The sequence below is a fragment of the Microbacterium altimontanum genome (assembly GCF_058349865.2).
The window spans coordinates 188,933-211,564 of sequence record NZ_JBYRJB020000003.1 but is presented as its reverse complement, the minus strand read 5'-3'; the positions used below and the strand labels follow the sequence as shown (position 1 = coordinate 211,564).

The 22,632-nt window shown below is 71.1% G+C and carries 21 protein-coding genes; 5 read left to right on the top strand and 16 right to left on the bottom strand.

Features of this window, described 5'->3' with window-relative positions; translation table 11 throughout:
* Positions 1–10: 10 nt before the first annotated feature.
* From AC3RX1_RS05755 to AC3RX1_RS05740, 4 genes are read right to left on the bottom strand one after another with little or no spacing between them, the layout of a single operon-like run.
* Entirely contained in the window at positions 11–1,813 is a 1,803-nt protein-coding gene (locus tag AC3RX1_RS05755) for an acetolactate synthase large subunit (protein WP_491500285.1), read from the bottom strand.
* A 45-nt stretch (positions 1,814–1,858) separates the two neighbouring features.
* On the bottom strand, positions 1,859–3,565 hold the full coding sequence (gene ilvD / locus AC3RX1_RS05750) for a dihydroxy-acid dehydratase (protein ID WP_491500284.1): 1,707 nt from the start codon (positions 3,563–3,565) through the stop codon (positions 1,859–1,861).
* Between the two features lie 9 nt (positions 3,566–3,574).
* Positions 3,575–4,375, bottom strand: a complete 801-nt coding sequence (gene otsB / locus AC3RX1_RS05745) for a trehalose-phosphatase (RefSeq protein WP_491500283.1) — start codon at positions 4,373–4,375, stop codon at positions 3,575–3,577.
* Positions 4,375–5,781 (bottom strand): alpha,alpha-trehalose-phosphate synthase (UDP-forming), encoded by a 1,407-nt coding sequence (locus AC3RX1_RS05740; RefSeq protein ID WP_491500282.1) that lies wholly within the window; start codon positions 5,779–5,781, stop codon positions 4,375–4,377. The genes otsB and AC3RX1_RS05740 overlap by 1 nt, the downstream gene beginning before the upstream one ends.
* A 106-nt stretch (positions 5,782–5,887) precedes the next feature.
* On the opposite strand from AC3RX1_RS05740, the gene AC3RX1_RS05735 reads away from it, so the two are divergent.
* A complete protein-coding gene (locus tag AC3RX1_RS05735; RefSeq protein WP_491500281.1) occupies positions 5,888–6,142 on the top strand; it encodes a hypothetical protein in 255 nt (84 codons plus the stop codon).
* Between the two features lie 21 nt (positions 6,143–6,163).
* Here AC3RX1_RS05735 and AC3RX1_RS05730 read toward each other — a convergent pair whose 3' ends face one another.
* Genes AC3RX1_RS05730 through AC3RX1_RS05720 form a run of 3 tightly spaced genes read right to left on the bottom strand, consistent with a single transcriptional unit; the run spans position 6,164 to position 8,800 of the window.
* The gene (locus AC3RX1_RS05730; RefSeq protein ID WP_491500280.1) at positions 6,164–7,348 is read right to left on the bottom strand and encodes an acetyl-CoA C-acetyltransferase; all 1,185 of its coding nucleotides are present in this window, start codon (positions 7,346–7,348) and stop codon (positions 6,164–6,166) included.
* Positions 7,345–7,998, bottom strand: coding sequence for a CoA transferase subunit B (locus tag AC3RX1_RS05725; protein WP_491500279.1), 654 nt, complete (start codon positions 7,996–7,998; stop codon positions 7,345–7,347). The genes AC3RX1_RS05730 and AC3RX1_RS05725 overlap by 4 nt, the downstream gene beginning before the upstream one ends.
* A 1-nt stretch (position 7,999) precedes the next feature.
* Positions 8,000–8,800: a CoA transferase subunit A gene (locus AC3RX1_RS05720; protein WP_491500278.1), complete on the bottom strand. Its 801-nt coding sequence runs from the start codon at positions 8,798–8,800 to the stop codon at positions 8,000–8,002.
* Between the two features lie 125 nt (positions 8,801–8,925).
* Here AC3RX1_RS05720 and AC3RX1_RS05715 point away from each other — a divergent pair, with 125 nt between their 5' ends.
* On the top strand, positions 8,926–9,711 hold the full coding sequence (locus tag AC3RX1_RS05715) for an IclR family transcriptional regulator (RefSeq protein ID WP_491500277.1): 786 nt from the start codon (positions 8,926–8,928) through the stop codon (positions 9,709–9,711).
* Here AC3RX1_RS05715 and AC3RX1_RS05710 read toward each other — a convergent pair.
* Genes AC3RX1_RS05710 through AC3RX1_RS05670 form a run of 9 tightly spaced genes read right to left on the bottom strand, consistent with a single transcriptional unit; the run spans position 9,697 to position 18,292 of the window.
* A complete protein-coding gene (locus tag AC3RX1_RS05710; RefSeq protein WP_491500276.1) occupies positions 9,697–10,611 on the bottom strand; it encodes an alpha/beta fold hydrolase in 915 nt (304 codons plus the stop codon). The genes AC3RX1_RS05715 and AC3RX1_RS05710 overlap by 15 nt on opposite strands.
* The gene (locus AC3RX1_RS05705) at positions 10,596–11,348 is read right to left on the bottom strand and encodes a 3-hydroxybutyrate dehydrogenase (RefSeq protein ID WP_491500275.1); all 753 of its coding nucleotides are present in this window, start codon (positions 11,346–11,348) and stop codon (positions 10,596–10,598) included. The genes AC3RX1_RS05710 and AC3RX1_RS05705 overlap by 16 nt, the downstream gene beginning before the upstream one ends.
* Positions 11,345–12,034: a TetR/AcrR family transcriptional regulator gene (locus AC3RX1_RS05700; protein ID WP_491500274.1), complete on the bottom strand. Its 690-nt coding sequence runs from the start codon at positions 12,032–12,034 to the stop codon at positions 11,345–11,347. Before AC3RX1_RS05700 ends, AC3RX1_RS05705 begins: the two co-directional genes overlap by 4 nt.
* A complete protein-coding gene (locus AC3RX1_RS05695; protein ID WP_491500273.1) occupies positions 12,018–13,586 on the bottom strand; it encodes a class I adenylate-forming enzyme family protein in 1,569 nt (522 codons plus the stop codon). The genes AC3RX1_RS05700 and AC3RX1_RS05695 overlap by 17 nt, the downstream gene beginning before the upstream one ends.
* A complete protein-coding gene (locus AC3RX1_RS05690) occupies positions 13,583–14,725 on the bottom strand; it encodes a branched-chain amino acid ABC transporter permease (protein ID WP_491500272.1) in 1,143 nt (380 codons plus the stop codon). The genes AC3RX1_RS05695 and AC3RX1_RS05690 overlap by 4 nt, the downstream gene beginning before the upstream one ends.
* Positions 14,722–15,597: a branched-chain amino acid ABC transporter permease gene (locus AC3RX1_RS05685; RefSeq protein WP_491500271.1), complete on the bottom strand. Its 876-nt coding sequence runs from the start codon at positions 15,595–15,597 to the stop codon at positions 14,722–14,724. The genes AC3RX1_RS05690 and AC3RX1_RS05685 overlap by 4 nt, the downstream gene beginning before the upstream one ends.
* Complete coding sequence (locus AC3RX1_RS05680; protein WP_491500270.1) at positions 15,594–16,322, bottom strand: ABC transporter ATP-binding protein; 729 nt, start codon at positions 16,320–16,322, stop codon at positions 15,594–15,596. The genes AC3RX1_RS05685 and AC3RX1_RS05680 overlap by 4 nt, the downstream gene beginning before the upstream one ends.
* Positions 16,319–17,083 carry an ABC transporter ATP-binding protein gene (locus tag AC3RX1_RS05675; protein ID WP_491500269.1) on the bottom strand — a complete coding sequence of 255 codons (765 nt, stop codon included), beginning with the start codon at positions 17,081–17,083 and terminating at the stop codon, positions 16,319–16,321. The genes AC3RX1_RS05680 and AC3RX1_RS05675 overlap by 4 nt, the downstream gene beginning before the upstream one ends.
* Positions 17,084–18,292 carry a substrate-binding domain-containing protein gene (locus AC3RX1_RS05670; protein WP_491500268.1) on the bottom strand — a complete coding sequence of 403 codons (1,209 nt, stop codon included), beginning with the start codon at positions 18,290–18,292 and terminating at the stop codon, positions 17,084–17,086.
* A gap of 144 nt (positions 18,293–18,436) precedes the next feature.
* Between AC3RX1_RS05670 and AC3RX1_RS05665 the strand changes: the two genes are divergently transcribed.
* The 3 genes from AC3RX1_RS05665 (at position 18,437) to AC3RX1_RS05655 (ending at position 22,619) form a co-directional block, all read left to right on the top strand.
* Positions 18,437–18,862 (top strand): MarR family winged helix-turn-helix transcriptional regulator, encoded by a 426-nt coding sequence (locus AC3RX1_RS05665; protein WP_491500267.1) that lies wholly within the window; start codon positions 18,437–18,439, stop codon positions 18,860–18,862.
* 9 nt (positions 18,863–18,871) lie between these two features.
* A complete protein-coding gene (locus AC3RX1_RS05660; RefSeq protein ID WP_491500266.1) occupies positions 18,872–20,104 on the top strand; it encodes an MFS transporter in 1,233 nt (410 codons plus the stop codon).
* Between the two features lie 106 nt (positions 20,105–20,210).
* Complete coding sequence (locus AC3RX1_RS05655; RefSeq protein WP_491500265.1) at positions 20,211–22,619, top strand: PEP/pyruvate-binding domain-containing protein; 2,409 nt, start codon at positions 20,211–20,213, stop codon at positions 22,617–22,619.
* Positions 22,620–22,632 lie beyond the last annotated feature (13 nt).

The window sequence follows — 22,632 nt, the reverse complement described above, 5'->3', positions numbered from 1 at the left end:
GTCGCCCTCCTCAGTCTTCCTGGTCGAATGACGGCGCGTGGTCGCGCGCGTACTGGATGTAGCTGTTGCTGACGCCCTGCGGGACCATCGGCCACACCATGGCGTCGGCGCTCACGACGAAGTCGATCACGACCGGGCGGTCGTTCGTCTCGAGCGCGGTCTTGATCGCGGCGTCGACGTCCTCGGGCTTCTCCACGCGCAGTGCGAGGCACCCGTACGCCTCGGCGAGCTTGACGAAGTCGGGCACGTGGATCGTGCCGTGGCCGGTGTTCAGGTCGGTGTTGGAGTGCCGGCCGTCGTAGAACAGCGTCTGCCACTGCCGCACCATGCCCAGCGACGAGTTGTTGATGATCGCGACCTTGATCGGGATGTCGTTGATGACGCAGGTCGCGAGCTCCTGGTTCGTCATCTGGAAGCAGCCGTCACCGTCGATCGCCCACACGACGCGGTCGGGCTCGGCGACCTTCGCCCCCATCGCCGCCGGCACCGAGTACCCCATGGTGCCCGCGCCGCCCGAGTTCAGCCAGGAGTTCGGCCGCTCGTAGGTGATGAACTGCGCCGCCCACATCTGGTGCTGGCCGACGCCGGCGGCGTACACCGCCTCGGGGCCGGTGAGCTCGCCGACGCGCTGGATGACGTGCTGCGGCGACAGCAGCCCGTCGCTGGTCGGCGCATAGCCGAGCGGGAACTCCTGCACCAGGCCGTCGAGGTACGACCACCACTCCTCGATGTCGGGCCGCTCCGAGCCCACCGCGCCGCGGAACGCGACCTCGAGGTCGACGAGCACGTCCTTCAGGTCTCCCACGATCGGCACGTCAGCGGTGCGGATCTTGGAGATCTCAGCCGGGTCGATGTCGACGTGCACCACCTTGGCGTGCGGCGCGAACAGCGCGGCCCGGCCGGTCACGCGGTCGTCGAACCGGGCGCCGAGGGCGACGATGAGGTCGGCCTCCTGCAGCGCGAGCACCGCCGGAACGGTGCCGTGCATGCCGGGCATGCCGAGGTGCTGCTTGTGCGAATCGGGGAACGCACCGCGCGCCATGAGCGTCGTCACGACCGGCGCCCCGGTCGATTCGGCGAGGGTCAGCAGCTCCGGGGCCGCACCGGCGCGGATGACGCCGCCGCCGACGTAGAGCACCGGCTTGTGGGCGTGGGCGAGCAGCCGCGCGGCGGCCTGGATCTGCTTGCCGTGTGCCTTCGTCACCGGCCGGTAGCCGGGCAGGTCGACCTTCGGCGGCCACACGAACGGCACCTCCGCCTGCTGTGCGTCCTTCGTGATGTCGACGAGGACCGGCCCGGGCCGGCCGGTCGAGGCGATCTCGTACGCCGCGGCGATGGCCGCGGGGATCTCGGCGGCATCCTTCACGAGGAACGAGTGCTTCGTGATCGGCATCGTGATGCCGACGATGTCGGCCTCCTGGAACGCGTCGGTGCCCATGAGCGTGCTGAAGACCTGTCCGGTGATCGCCAGCAGCGGCACCGAGTCCATGTACGCGTCGGCGATCGCGGTCACGAGGTTGGTCGCGCCCGGGCCCGACGTCGCGATCGCGACGCCGACCTTGCCCGACGCCGACGCGTACCCCTCGGCCGCGTGACCGGCGCCCTGCTCGTGGCGCACGAGGATGTGGCGGATGTCGGATGCGTCCATGAGCGGGTCGTACACCGGGAGGATGGCGCCGCCCGGCAGACCGAACACATCGGTGATCCCGAGCAGTTCAAGGGAGCGGACGACCGCCTGAGCGCCCGTGAGCACGGGCGCATGCGCGGTGCGGGCGGGCGGCCGTGGCACGGCCGCAGTGGTGTCTGCAGGCATGGTGATCTTCCTCGTATGAGCGGACTGACAGGGAATCGAGTGGGCCTACCCCGTGACGGCGCCCTGCGCGGCAGAGCGCACGAGCCGGGAGTACTTGGCCAAGACGCCTCGGGTATAGCGCGGTTGCAGAGGCTCCCATCCCTCTTTGCGGGAGCTCAGCTCGGCATCGTCGACGAGTATGTCGAGAGTGCGAGCCGCGATATCGACCCGTATCAGATCACCATCGCGCACCAGGGCGATCGGACCTTCGTCCACCGCCTCGGGTGCTATGTGGCCGATGCACAGGCCGGTTGTGCCGCCGGAGAATCGACCGTCCGTCAAGAGTAATACATCTTTTCCGAGCCCCGCGCCCTTGATGGCGGCGGTGATAGCCAGCATCTCGCGCATCCCGGGGCCGCCCTTCGGCCCCTCGTAGCGGATCACGACGACGTCTCCCGCCGCGATCTCGCCGGCCTCCAACGCATCCATCGCGGCGCGCTCGCGCTCGAACACCCGAGCCGGACCTTCGAACACCGCGGCGTCGAAGCCGGCGGTCTTCACGACCGCTCCGTCCGGCGCGAGCGACCCGTGCAGGATCGTGATGCCGCCGGTCGCATGCAGCGGGTCGGACAGGGAGTGGATGACGGTGCCGTCGACCGGGTCGGGGTCGAGCTCGGCGATGTTCTCGGCGAGCGTCTTGCCGGTGACGGTCAGCGCGTCGCCGTGCAGCAGTCCGGCATCGAGCATCGCCTTCATCACGACCGGGATGCCGCCGTGCTTGTCGACGTCGTTCATCACGAAGCGGCCGTACGGCTTCATGTCGGCGATGTGCGGCACCTTCGCGCCGATGCGGTTGAAGTCGTGGAGCGTCAGCTCGACCCCGGCCTCGTGCGCGATCGCGAGCAGGTGGAGCACCACGTTCGTCGATCCGCCGAGGGCCATTGCGAGCGCGATCGCGTTCTCGAACGCCTCGATGGTGAGGATGTCGCGGGTCGTGATGCCCTGCCGCAGCAGGTTCACCACCGCCTCCCCTGACCGCTGCGCGAAGTGGTCGCGCCGGCGGTCGGCCGACGGCGGGGCAGCCGAGCCGGGGAGGCTCAGGCCGAGCGCCTCGGCCACCGACGCCATGGTGTTCGCGGTGTACATCCCTCCGCAGGCCCCTTCGCCCGGCGCGAACGAGCATTCGATGCGCTTGAGATCGGCCTCGCTCATCCGTCCCGCCATGCACGCGCCGACGCCCTCGAAGGAGTCGATGATCGTGATCTCCTTCTCGGTCCCGTCCGAGAGCTTCACCCAGCCGGGCGCGATCGACCCGGCGTACAGGAAGACGCTCGACAGGTCGAGGCGGGCCGATGCCATCAGCATCCCGGGAATGGACTTGTCGCAGCCGGCCAGGAGCACCGTGCCGTCGAGGCGCTCGGCCATCACGACGGTCTCGACCGAGTCGGCGATGACCTCGCGCGAGACGAGCGAGAAGTGCATCCCCTCATGTCCCATCGAGATGCCGTCGGACACCGAGATCGTGCCGAACTGCAGCGGATACCCGCCGCCGGCGTGGACGCCCGCCTTCGCGCCCTGCGCGAGCCGGTCGAGGCTCAGGTTGCAGGGGGTGATCTCGTTCCAGCTCGACGCGATGCCGATCTGCGGTTTGTCCCAGTCGTCGTCGCCCATGCCGACGCCGCGCAGCATGCCGCGCGACGTGGTCGCCTCGATCCCGTCGGTGACGACGCGGCTGCGCGGCTTGATGTCGATGGTGCGCTCCGGCTCAGCCATGACCGCAGTCTATTCCGCGACCCGCACACCGCGGAGCGCCGCGAGCTCGGCGAGGAACGAGGCGAACGCGGGGATGTCGGGCAGCACGACGGATGCCGCGGTCGCGGCGCCCAGCCCGACGTGGACTCCGACGTCGCCGCGGCCGAGGCTGCGCAGTGCGTCCTCGTCGGTGACGTCGTCACCCGCGAACAGTACGGCGTCGGCCCCGGTCAGCTCGCGCAGGTGCGCGACAGCGGTGTCCTTCCCCTCGTCGCGGAACGCGTACTCGACGATGTTGTGGCCGGTGCGCCGGCGCCAATGCGGGGCGCCGGCGGCCACGATCGCGTCCGCCGCGTCGTCCGCGACCCGCGCATCGTGCTCGCTCGCCGTCCGCGTGTGCACGCCGAACCCGAACGTCTTCGGCTCGATCCAGACGCCCGCAAGGCCGCGCGTGGCCTCTTCGGCGGCGGCGCGCAGCCGGTCGCGCAGCACGACGTCGGCCGGCTCCTCCTCGGGCTCGGCGAGCCCGCCGTCGGGCGTCCAGTACTCCGCGCCGTGGGAGCCCGCCAGCAGGATGCGCGCGTCGTCGCGGTGCTCCGCGATCACGCGCAGGTCACGGAGGCTGCGCCCCGAGACGAGCGCGACCCAGGTGTCGGGCAGCGCGGTGAGGGCGTCGAGGGCGGTGCGGGCGGCGGGCAGCATCCGCGCGTCCATCGGCTCGTCCTCCAGCGGCGAGAGAGTGCCGTCGAAGTCGAGCGCGATCAGCAGCCGCCGGGCGTCGGCGAGGATCGCGAGGGCATCCTGCGCCGCATCCTTCTGAGCCTCCCCCATCACGACGCGTTCTGCTCCCGCGCGTGCGCGAGAGCCTCCAGGAACTCGCGCGACCACGCCTCGACGTCGTGCTCCTGCACGCGGCGCCGCAGCTTGCGCATGCGCCGGCCCTGTTCGGCGGGCGGCATGTCGACGGCCGTCATGATGGCGTCCTTCAGCCCCTCGATGTCGTGCGGGTTGATGCGGATCGCGCTGCCGAGCTCATCGGCGGCTCCGGTGAACTCGCTGAGGACGAGCACGCCGCGGTTGTCGGTGCGCGTCGCGACGTACTCCTTGGCGACGAGGTTCATGCCGTCGCGCAGCGCCGTGACGAGCATCACGTCGGCGGCGAGGTACAGCGCGACCATCTCCTCGCGCGGGAACGCCTGGTGCAGGTAGCGGATCGCGGTGTGCCCCATCGTGTCGAACGTGCCGTTCACGCGCCCGACCATGAGCTCGATCTCGTCGCGCAGCTGCACATAGGCGGCGACCCGCTCGCGGCTCGGGCTCGCAACCTGCACGAGCGTCGCGCGCTCGACCGAGAGGCGGTCGTCCTCGAGCAGCTCGCCGAAGGCCTTCATCCGGTGGCGGATGCCCTTCGTGTAGTCGAGGCGGTCGACGCCGAGGAGCACCTTCTCGGGGTTGCCGAGCTCTTCGCGGATCTGCCGGGCACGCTCCCGGATGTCGGGGCGGTGCGCCATCTCGATGTAGGTGGCCGCGTCGATCGAGATGGGGAACGCCTTGGCGACGGCGATCCGGGTGGAGCCGTCTTCGGTGGGGACCCGGATGCCGCTGGCGCGCGTCTCGTAGCGGAACTGCCGGCGTACGGCACGGGCGAAGTTGCTCGCGTCGGCGACCCGCTGGAAGCCGATCACGTCGGCGCCGAGCAGCCCCTCGATCACCTGGCGTCGCCAAGGCAGCTGCGAGAAGAGTCCGTATGCCGGGAACGGAATGTGGTGGAAGTAGCCGATCGTCAGATCGGGGCGGCGTTCGCGCAGCATCTTCGGCACGAGCTGCAGCTGATAGTCCTGCACCCACACGGTGGCGTCGGGCGCAGCGGCCGCCGCTGCGGCGTCGGCGAATCGGGCGTTGACCGAGACGTAGGCGTTCCACCACTCACGGCGGTAGCGCGGCGCGGCGATCACATCATGGTAGAGCGGCCAGATGGTGTCGTTCGAGAAGCCCTCGTAGTACAGCTGGACGTCGTCGGCGCTCAGGGTGACGGGCACGAGGTGCGTGCCGTCGGCATCGAACTCGTCGAGCTCCAGATCGGCCTGGCCGGCCCATCCCACCCACGCCCCGTGCGCCCGCCGCATGACGGGCTCGAGCGCCGCGACCAGCCCTCCGGGGGAAGGCCGCCAGCCGCCGTCCTCGTCGCGATCGACGGGGAGTCGGTTGGCGACGACGACCAATTCTGCCTGCGTCATATTCAGCCCGCTTCCGTGTTCCGAATGCCCCTTCAGGCTAACAGCGGGCGGGCGGCGACGCGGGCGCAGCAGTGCGACACAGCGCGGCGACCGCTAGCGTGGAGGAATGCGCAAGTACCTCTTCGGAACGGGCATCATCAGCGCCTTCACCAGTGGAATGACGTTGCTCAAGGCGATGCGCGAGGGCGAACGGTTCACGTGGCGCACGGCGCTCGCCTGGGCGAGCTGGGCGATCACCCTCGCGCTCGCGATCGGCGCCATCGTCGACACCCGCCGTGCCGGCACCGGCCACCTCGCCCCCGGCGACTCCCCCGTCTCGGGTCGCGAGCAGAAGCTGCTGCGCAAGCGCGTCGAGCGCTGACGCAGCAGCGTCCGCCCCTCGTCAACGGGTGAGGATGAGCGCGTCGCCCTGGCCGCCACCGCCGCACAGCGCGACCGCCGCCGTGCCGCTTCCCCGCCGGACCAGCTCGTGCACCGCATGCACGACGAGGCGGTTGCCGCTCGCGCCGATCGGGTGGCCGATCGCGATGCCGCCGCCGTGGATGTTCACGATGTCGTCCGACAGCCCGAGCTCGCGCTGCGAGCGTGCCACGACGGCGCCGAACGCCTCGTTGATCTCGACGAGATCAAGATCGTCGGTCGAGATCCCCTGCTTGGCCAGCGCCTTCTCGATCGCCCGGGCGGGCTGGGCGTGGAGCGAATTGTCCGGCCCGGCCACCTGACCCGACGCGCCGACGACGGCCAGCACGTCCCAGCCGTTCTCGTCGGCGTGCGACCGCGTCGTGAGGACGACGGCCGAGGCGCCGTCGGAGATCTGTGAGGAGTTGCCCGCCGTGATCGACCCACCGGCGGCGAAGGCTCCCCGGAGTCCGGCGAGCGACTCCGTCGTCGTGTCGGGGCGGATTCCCTCGTCGCGGTTCACCGTCACCGGCTCACCGCGCCGCTGCGGAACCTGCACGGGCACGATCTCGTCCTCGAAGACACCGGCGTCCCACGCTGCCGCCGCACGCTGGTGCGAACGCGCGGCCACGGCATCCTGCTGCTCCCGGGTCACCTCGTACTTCTCGTTGAGACGCTCCGTCGACGCGCCCATGCTCTCGCGGTCATACGCGTCGGTGAGTCCGTCGTACGCCATGTGGTCGAGCACCTCGACAGTGCCGTACGACCATCCGTCGCGCGATCCCAGGAGCAGGTGCGGGGAGCGCGTCATCGACTCCATGCCGGCTGCCACGACGACCGTCGCGTCGCCGAGCCGCAGCATCCGTGCCCCGTCGATCACGGCCGTGAGCCCCGACAGGCAGACCTTGTTGACCGATCCGGCGTGCACGTCCCAGCCGATGCCGGCGCCGATCGCCGCCTGACGCGCGGGGTTCTGCCCGGCTCCGGCGGGAAGCACCTGTCCGACCAGCACCGCGTCCACCGCCTCGGCGGGGATGCCGCCCTTCTGGAGCGCACCGGCGATCGCGGCGCTGCCGAGTTCCACGGCGCTCAGCGGGGCGAGCTGCCCCTTGAGCCTTCCCTGCGGCGTGCGCGCCGCGGCCACGATGACGACGTCGTCCGTGTTCATGCCCCCACCTTAAGGTCCGCTGCGATACGCAGCTCCGGTTCGGTCGCCGCAACGACGTCTTCGACGGAGACGCCCGGCGCGGTCTCGACGAGCACGAGCCCGTCGTCGGTCACGTCGATGACGGCGAGATCCGTGATGATGCGGTCGACGACCCGCTTGCCGGTGAGCGGCAGCGAGCACTCGTTCACGATCTTCGCCGATCCGTCCTTCGCCACGTGCTCCATGAGGACGATGAGCTTCCCGGCGCCGTGCACGAGGTCCATCGCGCCGCCCGGGCCCTTGACCATCTTGCCGGGGATCATCCAGTTCGCCAGGTCGCCGTCCCGCGACACCTGCATGGCGCCGAGGATCGCCGCGTCGATCTTTCCGCCCCGGATCATTCCGAAGCTCGTCGCCGAGTCGAAGAACGCGGCACCGGGCAGGAGGGTCACCGTCTCCTTGCCCGCGTTGATGAGGTCGGGGTCGACGTTCTCCTCGGTCGGATAGGGGCCGACGCCGAGGATGCCGTTCTCCGACTGCAGTACGACCGTCACCCCCTCGGGCACGTAGTTCGGCACGAGAGTCGGCAGCCCGATCCCGAGATTCACATACGCCCCGTCGGGAAGTTCGCGGGCGGCGCGGGCCGCCATCTCGTTGCGGGTGAGTGCCATGTCAGGCTCCTTCCGGGATGTCGCGACTCAGCGCCTGCGCGACCGAGACGGTGCGGCGTTCGATGCGCTTCTCGATGCCCGTGCCGACCTCGACGACGCGGTGCACGTAGATGCCGGGCAGGTGCACGGCGTCGGCGTCGATCTCGCCGGGCTCGACGAGCTCCTCGACCTGCGCGATGCACACGCGACCGCTCATCGCCGCGAGCGGATTGAAGTTGCGGGCGGCCTTGTTGAAGACGAGGTTCCCGTGCCGGTCGCCGCGGAGGGCGTGCACGAGCGCATAGTCGGCGACGAGACCCTCTTCGAGCACGTACTCGCGCTCGTCGCCCGCGACGGTGAACGTGCGCACTTCCTTGGCCGGCGACGCGACGGCGACGCCGCCGCTGCCGTCGTAGCGGCGCGGCAGCCCGCCGTCGGCGACCTGCGTGCCGACGCCCGTCGGGGTGAAGAACGCGGCGATGCCGGCGCCGCCGGCCCGCAGCTTCTCGGCGAGAGTGCCCTGCGGCGTGAGCTCGAGCTCGAGGTCGCCCTCGAGGAACTGGCGCTCGAACTCCTTGTTCTCGCCGACGTACGACGACGTCATCTTGCGGATGCGGCGGGCGGCGAGCAGGAGTCCGAGTCCCCAGTCGTCGACGCCGCAGTTGTTGGAGATGATCGACAGGTCGGTCGTGCCCTGGGCCAGCAGCGCCTCGATCAGCGCCATCGGGTTGCCGCTGAGACCGAAGCCTCCCACGGCGATCGTCGCCCCGTCGGGGATGTCGGCCACCGCCTGTGCGGCATCGGCCACCTGTTTGTCGATCACTCGGACCTCCTTCGTCCTCGGGGCGCCGTCGTCGGCGCCCCGCCCTCTCCACTCTGCGCCGGATGGCTGCCAGAGCGCACGCCGACGTTTGCGATGTGGATGAACCGGCGCGTAGTGTTCACATCGTGGACACGCGGACGTCGATTCCCGGTGCGCAGGCCATCGCCCGCGCAGCGTCGCTCCTGCGCCTGGTGACCGCCTCTGGCTCCGACGGTGTCTCGGTCAGCGAGCTCGCCCGCCGGGCCGATCTCACCCGGCCCACGACGCACCGCCTGCTCACTGCGCTGCGCCGCGAGGGCCTGGTCGATCAGGACGAGCACACCGGAGCATGGATGCCCGGGCCCGAGCTGTTCCTCATGGGCAGCGTCGCCGCGGCGCGCTACGACATCACGGAGATCGCCCGCGACATCGTGCGCTCGCTCGCGGTGCGCACGGAGGAGAGCGCCTTCCTGTCGGTGCGGCGGGGCGACGAGACCGTGTGCCTGGTGAACGAGGAGGGCAGTTTCCCGATCCGCTCCTTCGTGCTGCGCGAGGGGGTGCGCTTCCCGCTCGGGGTGGCTTCGGCGGGCCTGGCGATCCTGTCGTTCCTGCCGCCCCACGATGTGGACGCCTATTTCGAGCGCCATCCCGAGCTCGAGGAGCGCTGGGGCGCGGCCCACGGCGAGGAGCGGCTGCGGCGGCGCCTGCGCGAAACGCAGGAGCGCGGCTACGCCGTGAATCCCGGGCTCATCGTCGAGGGCAGCCACGGCATCGGCGCCGCCGTCTTCACGCGCGAGGGACACCCGCAGTGGGCGCTGAGCCTCACCGGCGTGGAATTCAGGTTCGGACCGGATCGCCTCCCCGAGCTCGGCCGCACCCTCCTCGCGCACGCCCACCAGCTCACCTCCCGCATCGCCTCAGCGCGCCGCTGACACGCCCACCGCGTCCGCGATCACGGGCGCGAGCACGTCGGCACCCTGCGGCGACATCACGATGGTGTAGTGGTTGAAACCCTCGACGCGGGTGTGGCGCAGTGCGGGGTGAGCGGGCAGCAGCCGCTCGAGGTGGGCCTCGCTGTAGAGGCCGGGCGTCTCGTCCTGCAGCCCCCGGGGCACGGTGAGCAGATGCGCGGGATGCCGGAGCCGCGCGAGCCCCGCGGGCAGCGCGGTGCCCGTGTTCATGTCGACGGTATCGTCGACGACCGTCTCGTACGCCGTGGCCGGTCGCAGGGCACCGTCGTCTGCGGCATCGAGGTCGTACCGCAGGTACTCCTCGAGCTCGGGCGTCCACGCACCGCGGAACGCCGGGTGGCCCCGCCAGAAGTCGAGATACTCGTCGGCCGAGGCGAACCGCATCCGCAGCCGGTCGGCCGTCGGGCCGAGGATGAGCGCGACGAGGGCGTCGGGTGCGATTCCGTCGGGCACATCGAGGGGAAGACCGCCATCGACGAGAAGGAGCTGCGAGACGCGCTCGGGGTGGAGATCGGCCAGGACGACCGAGACGAAGCCACCCATCGAGTGCCCGACGACCGCGGTGCGCTCGATGCCGAGGTGGTCGAGCACCGCGGCCAGGTCGGCGGCGTGGGCGGCCATTCCGGCGGGACCGGCGACAGTGTTGCTGCGGCCGCGCCCGCGCAGGTCCGGCGCGATGAGCCGCACGCCCGGCAGCCGTTCCGCGACGTGCGCCCAGGCGAGGTGCGACGACGTCACGCCGTGCACGAGCAGCGCGGTGGGCGCGTCCGGCCGGTCCGCCTCCCACACGCCGACGCGCAGCATCCCGCCGTCGACCGGCACGTCGACGGCCGTCGGCGGACGGCTCACCGGGCGGTCCATCCGCCGTCGATCGTGTACGAGGCGCCGGTGGTCATGCCGGAGCGCGGCCCGACGAGCCACCCCGCGAGGGACGCGACCTCCTCGGGCTCGACGAGACGCTTGACGGCCATCTCGGTGAGCATGACCTTCTCCACCACCTCGGACTCCGGGATCCCGTGCACCGCGGCCTGATCGGCGATCTGCTTCTCCACCAGCGGCGTGCGCACGTAGCCCGGGTTGATGCAGTTGCTCGTCACGCCGTGCTCGGCTCCTTCGAGGGCGGTCGTCTTCGAGAGCCCTTCCAGCGCGTGCTTCGCCGTGACGTACGCGACCTTGAACGGGCTCGCGTGCAGCCCGTGGACGCTCGAGATGTTGACGATGCGTCCCCAGCCGCGTTCGTACATTCCGGGCAGCACCGCGCGGATGAGGAGGAACGGCGCCTCGACCATGAGGCGCTGGATGAGCCGGAACGCGTCGGGGTCGAAGTCGACGATCGGCGCGACCCGCTGGATGCCGGCGTTGTTGACGAGGATGTCGGCCTGCAGGCTGAGCGCATCGAGAGCGCGCGTGTCGGCGAGGTCGATCTGCCACGCCTCGCCGTCGATGTCGGATGCCGCGGCCTTCGCCGCGTCGCCGTCGAGGTCGGCGAGCACGACATGGGCGCCGCGCCCGGCGAGCTCGCGGGCGCACGCGAGCCCGATCCCGCTGGCTCCCCCGGTGACGACGGCGCGCTTGCCGTCGAGGTCCTGTTCGGTCATCGGTTGTCCCCTTCCGTCGTCGCCTCGCCGGTGCCCGTGCGGGGCGCGAGCGCGTTGTGGATGAATCGCATCATGTCGTCGAACACCCCGGCCGGGATCCGGTCGGGGCCGCTGCCGTCGGCGGCGCGCTCCCACAGGAGGAAGCGCATGCCGATGAGCTCGCCGATCCCCATGAGCGCCCATGCCGTGATCTCGGGGTTCAGCGCACGGTCGATCTCGTCGTCCTGCTGGGCGCGTCGCAGCCCTGCCTCGTACCCCTCGACGATGCGGGTGTAGTGCAGCCGCAGCATCTCGGGCGAGACGAACTCGGCCTCCCGGACGACGCGGTACAGCGCCGGGTGCTCCGCCGTGAACCGGAAGAAGCCCTCGAAGCCCGCGCGCTCGGCTTCCAGCCGCGTCGCGGCGCCGGCCATCGCGTCGGCCATCGAGTGCCGCACGCGCTGGTTCAGGTCGACGACGAGCGACTCGAAGATCGACTGCTTGCTGTCGAAGTACAGGTAGAACGTGCCGAGGCCGACACCCGCACGCTCGGTGATCTTCACGATCGACGCCTCGTGGTACCCCTGGTCGGCGAACACGTGCTCTGCCGCCTCCAGCAGCCGGCGGCGCGTGGCCTCTCCCCGCTTGGTCAGCGGCCGGCCGGTCGCCGGCGACACGTTGAGCGTCCGCTCATCCTGCAGGCTCATCGATTCCCTCCCCCACCATGGCCCGGGCACGATCACGCAGCCGCGACCGCGCGAGCTTGTCGATCGACGAGCGCGGCAGCTCGTCCACGATGCCGATGCGCACCGGCACCTTGAACGCCGCGAGGTTCGCGCGGGCGTGCGCGATCAGCTCGTCCTCCGAGCACACGGCGCCACGGCGCAGCTCGACGAACGCCACGCCCCGTTCGCCCCACACCCGATCGGGCACCCCGACCGCGACAGCGGCCGCGACCTGCGGATGCGCACACAGCGCGCGCTCGACCTCGGCGGGCGCGATGTTCTCGCCACCGGAGATGTAGATGTCCTTGATCCGGTCGACGATGCGGTAGCGGCCCGTCTCGTCGCGACGCGCGAGGTCGCCCGAGCGCAGCCATCCGCCGGCGAGAGCGTGCGCCGTCGCGTCGCGGTCGCCCAGATACCCGGCGAACACGCTCGGCCCGCCCACCCACAGCTCGCCGGTCGCCCCGTCGCCGACCGGAAGGCCCGTCTCGGGCTCCACGACGCGCACGTCGACGTGCGGATACGGCACTCCGACGGTGCCGGCGGCCGCCGTGGCGTCGCCGGGCGTGACCGACAGCACGTTGGGTCCTGCCTCGGTGAGCCCGTAGCCGGCGAGCAGCTCGACGCCGTGAGCGCTCCACACCGCGCGCAGATCGTCGTCGAGGGCCGCGCCGCCCACCTGCGCGATGCGCAGCCGGGCGGGGCCGGCGGCGGCGAATCGCGGGTCGTCCGCGAGCAGGCGGTACTGCGTGGGAACGCCCATCATGGCGGTCACGCCGCGTTCGGCGATCAGCTGCAGCACCCGGTCGGGCTGGAAGGAGCGCTCGAGCACCACTGTCGCGCCCGTCCACCACGCCAGGAGCGGCTGGACGTTCCACGCGGCGACGTGGAACTGCGGCAGCACCGAGAGCACGACGTCGTCGGCGGTCAGCTGGATCACACCCGCCAGGGCGAGGTTGTTCCAGAAGCAATTGGCGTGGGTGAGCATCACGCCCTTCGGCGTCCCTTCGCTGCCCGACGTGAAGATCACGAGCGCGATGTCGTCGTCGCGCACAGGACGCGGCGTCAGCGCGCCGAAGCGCTCGGCTCGGACGGGCACATGCGCTTCGACGCCGGTCACGCCGAGCACCGCGGTCGGCGCCGGCAGCGGCATCCGGCGCAGGGCGTCGGCGGCGAGACCGGCGTACTCGTCCTCCACCAGGAGGAGCTGCGGATCCGCCCGTGCGACGACCGTCGCGAGCTCGCCCGCGGCCAGCCGCCACGACATCGGCACGAATGCGATGCCGACGCTCACGCACGCGAAGAAGGCGACGACGTGGTCGATGCTGTTCCCCGACAGGGTCGCGACGCGGTCGCCGGGGCCGTATCCCCCGGCCCGGAGCCGATCGGCGAGGCCGGCCGCCCGGCGGGCGAGATCGGCGTACGAGATCGTGACGCCACGGTCGTCGATCGCGATCTTCTCAGGTGAGAGCGCGGCCCGGTCGCGGAGCCATCGCCCGATCGTGTGGGCTCCTCGCTCGTCCTCGGCGATCATGCGCGCACCTCAGCATCCGGCGCTCCGGCGTCGGCCGTCGCCTCCTCGGCCCGGTCGGCGTCGACGAAGGCGGCGGGCACGGCGGAGCGGCCGCGCCTACGGCGCACGAGCCCGTCGACGGTGCCGGCGATCCCGCCCGGAAGGAACATCACCACGATGATGAACAGTACGCCCAGGAGGAACAGCGGCTCCGACAGCGGAATCCGCAGGACATCGGGAAGCCCCGCGATCGCGTCGGATCGCGCGAGCACCGTCAGCCGCTGATCGAGCAGCGTGTAGACGACACCGCCGACGACCGCGCCCCAGCGGAACCCGACGCCGCCGAGGACCACCATCACCAGGATCGTGATCGTCAGGTCCGCCGACACCGCGTGCGGCTGCGTTCCGCTCTGCAGCAGCATGTAGGCGATTCCGGCGAGGGATGCGGCGACCGCCGCCGCGACGAACACGATGAGCTTCGCGCGGTACGGGCTGAGGCCGAGCACGCGCACGCGCAGCTCGTTCTCGCGGACCGCCCGCGCGACATGGCCGAGCCGCGAGCGGTCGATCCACACCGCGATGAGGTACGCGATGACGACCACGACGAGGGCGAACCAGTACAGGTTGCGCGTGTTGACGACGCCCACGAGCCAGTCGGGGACGTGCGCGGTGGGCAGGCTGAGACCCTCTTCGCCGCCGGTGACCTGCGCGTTGCGGCGCACGAGGACCGAGACCGCCTGCGCGAACGCGAGCGTGACCATCGCGAACGGGATGCCGTTCACCCGCAGCGCCACGGCTCCGGTGAGCGTCGCGATCACGAGGCCGCCGAGCACCGCGATGAGGATGCCGGGGAACAGCGGCACCTGCAGCGCCTGCAGCACGATGCCGAGACCGTACGCACCCGCACCGAAGGACAGCGCGTGGCCGAAGGACAGCAGCCCCGCTGTGCCCAGCAGCATGTTGTACGACAGTGCGAGCGCGGCGTAGACCATGCACAGCGACAGCAGCGCCAGGGTGCCCGGCGTGTAGGTCGGGCCGGGCAGCACGCCGGGGATCGAGACGTTCAGGAGCGGGAGCAGCGCGAGCACCACGACCACGACGACGCCGACGAGCGCAGGGGCCGCCGCCTGCCAGGGGCTGCGGATCGCGGAGCCGGTCATGTCGTCCTCCCCAGAAGTCCCGACGGGCGCACCAGCAGCACGACGGCGAGCAGCGCCACGACGATGAAGTCGCCCGTGCCGGCGAGGAAGAAGTTCGCGAACTGCTGGAGCACCGCCACGAGCACCGAGGCGATCGCCGCTCCGGGGAGGGAGCCGAGGCCGCCGATGATGGTCACGATGAACGCGAAGATGAGCAGCGTCTGACCGAGGCCCGAGGAGACGTATCCGGCCCACTGCGCGGCCAGCACTCCCCCGATCCCGGCAGCGGCGCCCCCGATCGCGAACACGATCGTGAACGAGCGCCGCACGTCGATGCCGAGCGCCGTGACCATCGCGCGGTTCTCCACGCCGGCGCGGATGATCACGCCGTAGCGCGTGCGGCGCAGGAAGAGCACGAGGAGGGCGAGCACCACGAGCGCGACGACCATCAGCAGCCAGTACACATTGGGCACCTTCGCCCCGAGCACCGTCGTGGTCTGGCCGAGCCAGGCGGGACCGGAGATGTACACCGGGTCGGTGCCCCAGATCCCGTCGAACAGTGCGATCGCGGCGAACGAGAGCCCGACGGTGACGAGCACCTGCTCCATGTGCCGCTCGTAGAGCGGACGGATGAGCGCGAACTCGGTGAGCGCCGCGAACCCCGCGCCCACGAGGGCGCCGGCCACGACCGACAGGGCGAATCCGCCCCAGTTCGACGCATCCATCCGCCGTGCGATCTCCCACCCGACGAACGCGCTGAGCGACAGGAACGCGCCGTGGGCGAAGTTCAGCACGTGCATGAGCCCGTAGATGAGGCTCAGGCCCGACGAGACGAGGAAGTACAGGGCGCCGAGGCCGACGCCGGTCAGGAGGGCGAGGATCACCGTGCTCACGCATCCACCCCCTGTCCGTGCGCCTCGGCGTGCACACCGAGCAGTCGGCGCGTGAGATCGGCGTCGTCGAGGATCTCGGATGCGGCGGAGGTGTGGACGACCCGGCCCGCGGCGATCACGACGGCAGTCGAGGCGAGACGCCGGACCACCTGCAGGTTCTGCTCGACGAGCACGATCGGCACGGTCTGGGCCGCGGCGGCGAGCGCGTCGGCCACCTCGTCGACGACCCGCGGCGCGAGCCCCTTCGTCGGCTCGTCGACGAGGAGCACGCGGTTGTCGTTGAGCAGCGCACGGGCCACCGAGACCATCTGCTGCTGACCGCCGGAGAGGGTGCCGGCGCGCTGCTGCATGCGCGCGACCAGGTCGGGGAAGAGCGCGGCGACGAGGTCGCGCCGGGGAGTGCGCGAGCGTTCCGCCAGGGCGAGGTTCTCGGCGACGGTGAGACCCGCGAACACCTCGCGGTCCTCGGGCACGTAGCCGACACCGCGCTGTGCGATGCGGTGCGTGAGCATCCCGTCGATCCGCTCGCCGGCCAGGCGCACCTCGCCACGTCGCGGGATGAGGCCCATGATGGCGCGCAGCGTCGAGGTCTTGCCGACGCCGTTGCGCCCGAGCACCGCGGTGATGCCCTGCGCCGGGACGTCGAACGTGACATCCTCCACCACCTGCTGCCCCGCGATGGCGGCCGACAGCCCGCGTACGCTGAGGACCGGCTCGACGCTCATGCGGCCCTCCCGAGGTACGCGCTCTGCACGAGCGGATCGGCCATGACCCGCTGTGGCGAGTCGAAGGCGATGATCGAGCCGGAGTACATCACGGCGACCTTCTCGACGAGGCCCATGAGCACGTCGATGTGGTGTTCCACCATGAGCACGGTGCAGCCGGTGGCGCGGTGCAGTTGCCGGATGCTGTCGACGAGGCCGGCGACATCCCCGGAGGCGACTCCGGCCATCGGCTCGTCGAGCAGGATGAGGCGGGCGCGGGTCACGAGCAGGACCGCGATCTCGAGCTTGCGCTTGTCGCCATGGGAGATGTCGCCGGCGCGGCTCTCGGCGTGATGCTCGAGGCCGACCGCCTCGAGCGTGTCCCGGGCGGTCCGGGTCGCCTCATCGCGCCGGGACGGGAAGCGGAGCAGCGAGTAGCTGCCGCCGTCGGCGGCCTGTGCGGCGAGCCGGACGTTCTCCAGCACCGACAGCGCCGGAAAGAGGCTCGACGTCTGGAAGGTGCGGCCCAGTCCCGCCCGGGCACGGCGCGCGATCGACGCGCGCGTGATGTCTGCGCCGTCCATCTCGATCGTGCCCTCGGTCGGTCGCACGACACCCGAGATCGTGTTGAACAGCGTCGTCTTGCCGGCGCCGTTGGGCCCGATGACCCCGACGAGCGCGCCCGGCTCGACGTCGAGTTCGACGTCCTTCAGGATGCCGACGCCGCCGATCTGCAGACCGAGTCCGCGGATGCGCAGCGCGGGCGGGACAGGAGCCGTCATCTACTTGCCCGCCTCCGCCGGGGCGACCTCGTCAGCCGGAACGGCCGCGACGAGCTCGGGTGCGAACGACCCGTCCTTCGCGATGAGCTTCGCCTGGTACATCTCCTGGATGAGGGCGTGGTCGGAAGCGCGCACGGTGGTCTTGCCCTTCGGGCCGTCGAAGCTGAATCCCTCCAGCGCCTTCACCATCCCGTTCACGTCGCCCTTGCCGTCCTTCACCGCGTGCACGAGCATGATCGCCGCGTTGAAGCCGTCGGGGCTGAACAGGTCGGGAGTGCCGCCGGCCTTCGTGATGAGCTCGATCATCTTGGTGTTCACGGCGTCGTCGTTCGCGCCCGGGAAGTAGTGGCTCAGGAAGCTGATCTTCTCGCTGGCCTCGCCGTATGCGCCGAACGTCGGGGAGTCGCCGAGGCCGGTCACGACCGGGATGTCGTCGAGCACGCCCTGCTGCGAGAGCGCCTGCCACATGGCGCCGCTCGTCGCGCCCGCCCAGGCGACGAAGACGAGGTCGGGCTTCGCCCGCAGGATCTGCTGCGCGAACGGCGTGAACTCCGTGGCGTCCTCCGGCACCAGCACGCTCGAGACGGTCGCGCCCTTGGCGCCCAGGATCGCCTTCACCGCCGCGTCGTTGCCCTGCCCGAACGCGGTGTTCTGGGCGAACACCGTGATCTTCTTCCCCTTGATGTCGTCGAGGAACGTCCCCGCGGTCGCGACGTCCTGCGCGCTCTGGCGTCCCGACCGGAACGTGTACTCGTTGACGCCGGTGAGCGCGTCGACGGCGGCGGGCCCGGAGATGAACAGGACCTTGTTCTGCGCCGCCTGCTCGGCCACGGCGAGGGCGACGCCGGAGGAGGCGCTGCCGAGGAGGATCTCGGTCCCCTTGCCGATGAGGTCCTTCGCCGCGGTGACCGCGGTATCGGGGTCGCCGGCGTCGTCGCGGTAGTCGATCGTGAGGGTCTTCCCGTCCACCTTTCCGGTGCCGTCGGTGGCGTAGTCGAGGCCCGCCTTGAACGCATCGAGGTACTGCTTGCCGTAACCCGCAAGCGGGCCCGTCTCGCTCGTGATCACGCCCACACTCACGTCGCCGCCGCCGCCCGAGGGGTCGCCCCCGGTCGAGGCCGTGGGTGCGCACGCAGTCAGAGCGAGCGCAGCGGCGGCCGCGATCGCGCTCACCGCCCAGGGCAGCGTCGTCTTCTTGGAAACCCGCATGGGAGTGCCTTTCGCCGTTGGAAGGTTTATGAAAGCCGATTCAGGTGCTGGGTTCGATGCTAGGCAGGCCGGCCGGGCTTGTCAATCGACGCCGCGCGCCGCGGTCCATTCACAGGTTATATATCTTTGGTATATACTTGAGGGATGCCGCGCCCCCAGGACATCGCCGAGATCGTGACCGCCGCGCACACGCTGACGCGACTCGCCGCACTCGAGACGAAGAACGACGCTCCGGCCGCCCAGTGGCGGGCGCTCAGCATCCTTCAGTCCGAAGGGCCCCTGCGACTCGGGGCGCTCGCCACCGCGAGCCGCACGACCCAGCCCGGTATGACACGCCTCGTCGGCCAGCTCGTCGACACCGGGCTCGTCGCGCGCGACAACGATCCGTCCGACTCCCGAGCGACGGTGATCAGCATCACCGCCGCCGGCGCCGACGCGCTCGCCGCCTGGCGCATCGAGCTGCGCGATGCGCTCGAGCCGCTGTTCGCCGACCTCGACGACGACGACTGGGCGGCCCTCTCGCGCGTCGCCCGCATCCTCTCTTCCCGCACCGCCCCCATAACCGCATAAGGTCTCTGCATGTCCTCTGCCCCATCAACCGGATCGGTCTGGCGCCAGCCGGCCCAGGTCTGGGCCGTCGCCTTCGCGTGTGTCATCGCGTTCATGGGCATCGGCCTGGTCGACCCGATCCTGCCGGCGATCGCCGAGTCGCTGAAGGCCGACGCCGTGCAGACCGAGCTGCTGTTCACGAGCTACCTGCTGGTGACCGGCGCCGCAATGCTCATCACGAGCTGGGTCTCCAGCCGCATCGGCGCGAAGGCGACTCTGCTGTCGGGTCTCGCACTCATCGTGCTCTTCTCGCTCTTCTGCGCGCTGAGCGGCGACGTGAACTCGATCATCGGATTCCGGGCGGGTTGGGGCCTTGGCAACGCGTTGTTCATCTCGACGGCGCTCGCCACGATCGTCGGCGCCGCCACCGGTGGCAGCGGAGCCGCGATCGTGCTCTACGAAGCAGCGCTCGGCGTCGGCATCGCGATCGGCCCGCTCGTCGGCGGGTTCCTCGGTGAGATCAGTTGGCGCGGACCGTTCATCGGAGTCGTCGTGCTCATGGCGATCGCATTCATCGGCGTGCTGGCGCTCGTGCGCAGCGGCCGCGGCGAGAAGCGCCAGCCCATGCCCCTGTCGGCGCCCTTCCGCGCCCTGCGCACCCCCGCTCTCGCAATCCTCGCGGTGGCGGCTCTGTTCTACAACATCGGGTTCTTCGTGCTGCTGGCGTTCTCCCCATTCCCGCTCGGCTTCGGCGCGATGGGCATCGGCTTCACGTTCTTCGGCTGGGGCGTCGCGCTCGCCATCACGAGCGTGTGGGTCGCGCCGCTCATGCTGCGGCACATGAGCCGCACGACGGTGATGTTCATCATCCTGCCGCTGCTCGCGGTCGACCTCATCGTGGGCGGCATCCTCGTCGCATCGGCGGTCGCGCTCGTCGTCTGCATCGTGATCGGCGGACTGCTGCTCGGCGTGATGAACACCGTGCTGACCGAAGCGGTCATGGAAGCGACGGATCACCCGCGCGCCGTCGCCTCGGCCGCCTACTCCGCCGTGCGGTTCATCGGCGGCGCGATCGCACCGCCGATCGCCGCGGCCCTGTGGCACGCCTTCGGCGCCGGCGTCCCGTACTGGTTCGCCGCCGCGTCGGTGCTCGTGGCCACCCTCACGATCTTCCTCGGCCGCCGGGTGCTCGCCCGCATCGACGAGGCGGAGGCCGATGCCGCGGACGAGGGAGCAGCCGTCCTTCTCGGCGACGCGGCCTGACCGAGCTCCCGAGCGCCTGCCCCGACCGTCCCGGTCGATCCGCTGCACCGGATCGCACCGGGACGGTCTGTCTCTGCGTGCGCGTACGCGGTAGCGTGCGATCACCATGACATCGCCCGCCGCCGACATCATCCCGCTCGCCGCGCTCCGCGCCGCGGACGTCTCCTCGGCGGGCGGCAAGGCGGCGAACCTCGGCGAGCTCATCGCCGCGGGCGTACCCGTGCCGGACGGCTTCGTCGTCTCGACATCCGCCTATGCCCGGGCCGCCGCATCCCTCACCGTCGGCCTCTCCGGAGGGGCGGCGGATGCGTCGGCCCTCCGTGGACGGTTCGGAAGCCTCACGATGCCGGCCGACCTGCAGCACGCGATCGAGCACGCGTACGCGGATCTCGGCGGCGGTGCGGTGGCGGTGCGCTCGAGCGCGACGGCGGAGGATCTGCCCGGCGCGACGTTCGCGGGGCAGCAGGACACGTTCCTCGACGTCGAGGGGCCGACGGACGTGGTGGACGCCGTCCGACGGTGCTGGGCGTCGCTGTGGACCGACCGCGCCGTCGCCTACCGCGCGCGCCTGGGCATCGCACCCGGCGAGGTGCGCATCGCCGTCGTGGTGCAGAAGCTCATCCCCTCCGACGTCGCCGGGGTCATGTTCACCGCGAATCCGGTGAGCGGACGGCGCGACGAGATCGTGATCGACGCGAGCCCCGGACTGGGAGAGGCCGTCGTCTCGGGAGAGGCGACCCCCGACCACTTCGTCGTCGGCCCCCACGACGACATTCGCGCGTGGACCGCCAGCGGGCGCGAGGTCGTGCACCGCGCGGCCGGCGCCACGCACGACGCGCCGGCGCAGGGACAGCCCGTGCTCACCACGGCGGAGGTCGCCGCTCTCACGCGGCTCGGCCGACGCATCCGCGACCATTTCCGGCGGCCCATGGATATCGAGTGGGCGCTGACCGGCGGCGCGACGTGGATCGTGCAGGCACGGCCGATGACGGCGCTCCCCTGGCCGCCGCAGCGCCTGAACCGTGTGCAGCGATTGATGTCCACCGTGCTCGGCGACTACCTGCAGGCGCGACCGTACCCCATCGACATGACGTCGTGGGTGCCGTACGGGCCGGTGGGGATGATGGCGCGCATCGTGCGCGACGTCGGGATCGGGGGCGTCTTCGACAGCCTGTACCACGAGACGGATGGCATCGTCGACGGGGCGCAGATCCCGATGCCGCACCCGCGGCCGCGGCTCGTCACGGCACCGTGGCGCCTGGTCCGCCGTGCCCGCCGCCATCCGCTCGCCGCCTGGCGATCCGATGCTCGCCTCGACCTGTTCGAGAACGCGCTCACCCGCCTCGACGCCGTCGACACCGCCGCCGCCGACTGGGCGACGCTGCGCGCTCTCCCCCGCCGCGTCCTGCAGGCCGTCGAACCCATCACGACACTGCGCCAGGACTACCTGCCCGCGACCGGACTCGCCCTCGCGCGGCTCGCGCTGTCGCTGCGGGCGCGGCGGGCGCGGGTGAAGGCCGGCGAGCTGCTGCGCGGCGTACCGACCTGGACCACTCGGGGAAACGACGCACTGGCAGCGCTCGCCCGAGTCGCGGCGGCCCATCCTGCCACCGGGCGGGCGGTGGTGAAGGGCGATCTCGCCGGCGCGCGCCGGAATCCGGAGTTCGCGGCCGCGTTCGACGAATGGGTGCGCACGTATGGGTTCCGGGAGACGGCGAGCCCCATCGTCATCACGGCGCCGACCGTCGGCGAGTCTCCCGGCACCGTGCTGTCGCTCGTGAGCCTGCTGATGGCGGATGCGCCGCAGCGGCACGGTGACGACGCGGCACCGGCGCTGCTCGCGTCGATCCGGTCGCCGGGAGCCCGCGCGCGCATGGCCGCCCGCATCAGCGCCGCGGCGTCCGGCGTCGCATTCCGGGAGGACAGCCACGCGCTGTTCACGCGCCCGATGCCGCTTCTGCGGCGCGCGCTGCTCGAGATCGGGCGACGGCTGCACGCCTCCGGCGTCCTCGATGCCCCCGAGGACGTGTACCACCTGCGGCTCGACGAGATCGAGGCCCTTCCAGATGGCGCCGGCGGCGAGGCGCAGGCACTGCGACGGGTGATGATCGATCGCCGGCGTCGCCGACGGGCGCTCGAAGGGCTGCCGCTTCTGAACATCGAGCGCGACGAGGTCGCGGACGACGGCGCCGTGCTGGTCAGGGGGATCGCGGGCGGCGGCGGGCGCGTCACGGGCCCGGTGCGCATCGTGCGCGGCGCCGAGGAGTTCGGGCTGCTGCGCGCAGGCGATGTGCTCGTGTGTCCCTACACGAATCCGTCGTGGACGCCGCTGTTCCAGCGCGCGGCGGCCGTGGTCGTCGACTCCGGAGGACCCGCATCGCACGCCGCGATCGTCGCCCGGGAGTACGGTCTGGCGGCGGTCATGGGCACCGGCGACGCGACGCGCGTGCTGCACGACGGCGATCTCGTCGCGGTGGACGGGATCGCGGGCACCGTCAACGCCGCCCGCGCATGAGAAAGGCCCTCGG

Excerpts from the sequence above, each read along its gene's own strand:
- AC3RX1_RS05665 (WP_491500267.1), top strand. The coding sequence starts at position 18,437 with ATGCCGCGCCCCCAGGACATCGCCGAGATCGTGACCGCCGCGCACACG.
- AC3RX1_RS05740 (WP_491500282.1), bottom strand. The coding sequence starts at position 5,781 with ATGACGCAGGCAGAATTGGTCGTCGTCGCCAACCGACTCCCCGTCGAT.
- AC3RX1_RS05700 (WP_491500274.1), bottom strand. The coding sequence starts at position 12,034 with ATGAGCCTGCAGGATGAGCGGACGCTCAACGTGTCGCCGGCGACCGGC.
- AC3RX1_RS05755 (WP_491500285.1), bottom strand. The coding sequence starts at position 1,813 with ATGCCTGCAGACACCACTGCGGCCGTGCCACGGCCGCCCGCCCGCACC.
- AC3RX1_RS05725 (WP_491500279.1), bottom strand. The coding sequence starts at position 7,998 with ATGGCACTCACCCGCAACGAGATGGCGGCCCGCGCCGCCCGCGAACTT.
- AC3RX1_RS05695 (WP_491500273.1), bottom strand. The coding sequence starts at position 13,586 with ATGATCGCCGAGGACGAGCGAGGAGCCCACACGATCGGGCGATGGCTC.
- AC3RX1_RS05690 (WP_491500272.1), bottom strand. The coding sequence starts at position 14,725 with ATGACCGGCTCCGCGATCCGCAGCCCCTGGCAGGCGGCGGCCCCTGCG.
- AC3RX1_RS05735 (WP_491500281.1), top strand. The coding sequence starts at position 5,888 with ATGCGCAAGTACCTCTTCGGAACGGGCATCATCAGCGCCTTCACCAGT.
- AC3RX1_RS05660 (WP_491500266.1), top strand. The coding sequence starts at position 18,872 with ATGTCCTCTGCCCCATCAACCGGATCGGTCTGGCGCCAGCCGGCCCAG.
- AC3RX1_RS05655 (WP_491500265.1), top strand. The coding sequence starts at position 20,211 with ATGACATCGCCCGCCGCCGACATCATCCCGCTCGCCGCGCTCCGCGCC.
- AC3RX1_RS05710 (WP_491500276.1), bottom strand. The coding sequence starts at position 10,611 with ATGGACCGCCCGGTGAGCCGTCCGCCGACGGCCGTCGACGTGCCGGTC.
- AC3RX1_RS05680 (WP_491500270.1), bottom strand. The coding sequence starts at position 16,322 with ATGAGCGTCGAGCCGGTCCTCAGCGTACGCGGGCTGTCGGCCGCCATC.
- ilvD (WP_491500284.1), bottom strand. The coding sequence starts at position 3,565 with ATGGCTGAGCCGGAGCGCACCATCGACATCAAGCCGCGCAGCCGCGTC.
- AC3RX1_RS05675 (WP_491500269.1), bottom strand. The coding sequence starts at position 17,083 with ATGACGGCTCCTGTCCCGCCCGCGCTGCGCATCCGCGGACTCGGTCTG.
- AC3RX1_RS05705 (WP_491500275.1), bottom strand. The coding sequence starts at position 11,348 with ATGACCGAACAGGACCTCGACGGCAAGCGCGCCGTCGTCACCGGGGGA.
- AC3RX1_RS05730 (WP_491500280.1), bottom strand. The coding sequence starts at position 7,348 with ATGAACACGGACGACGTCGTCATCGTGGCCGCGGCGCGCACGCCGCAG.
- AC3RX1_RS05670 (WP_491500268.1), bottom strand. The coding sequence starts at position 18,292 with ATGCGGGTTTCCAAGAAGACGACGCTGCCCTGGGCGGTGAGCGCGATC.
- otsB (WP_491500283.1), bottom strand. The coding sequence starts at position 4,375 with ATGGGGGAGGCTCAGAAGGATGCGGCGCAGGATGCCCTCGCGATCCTC.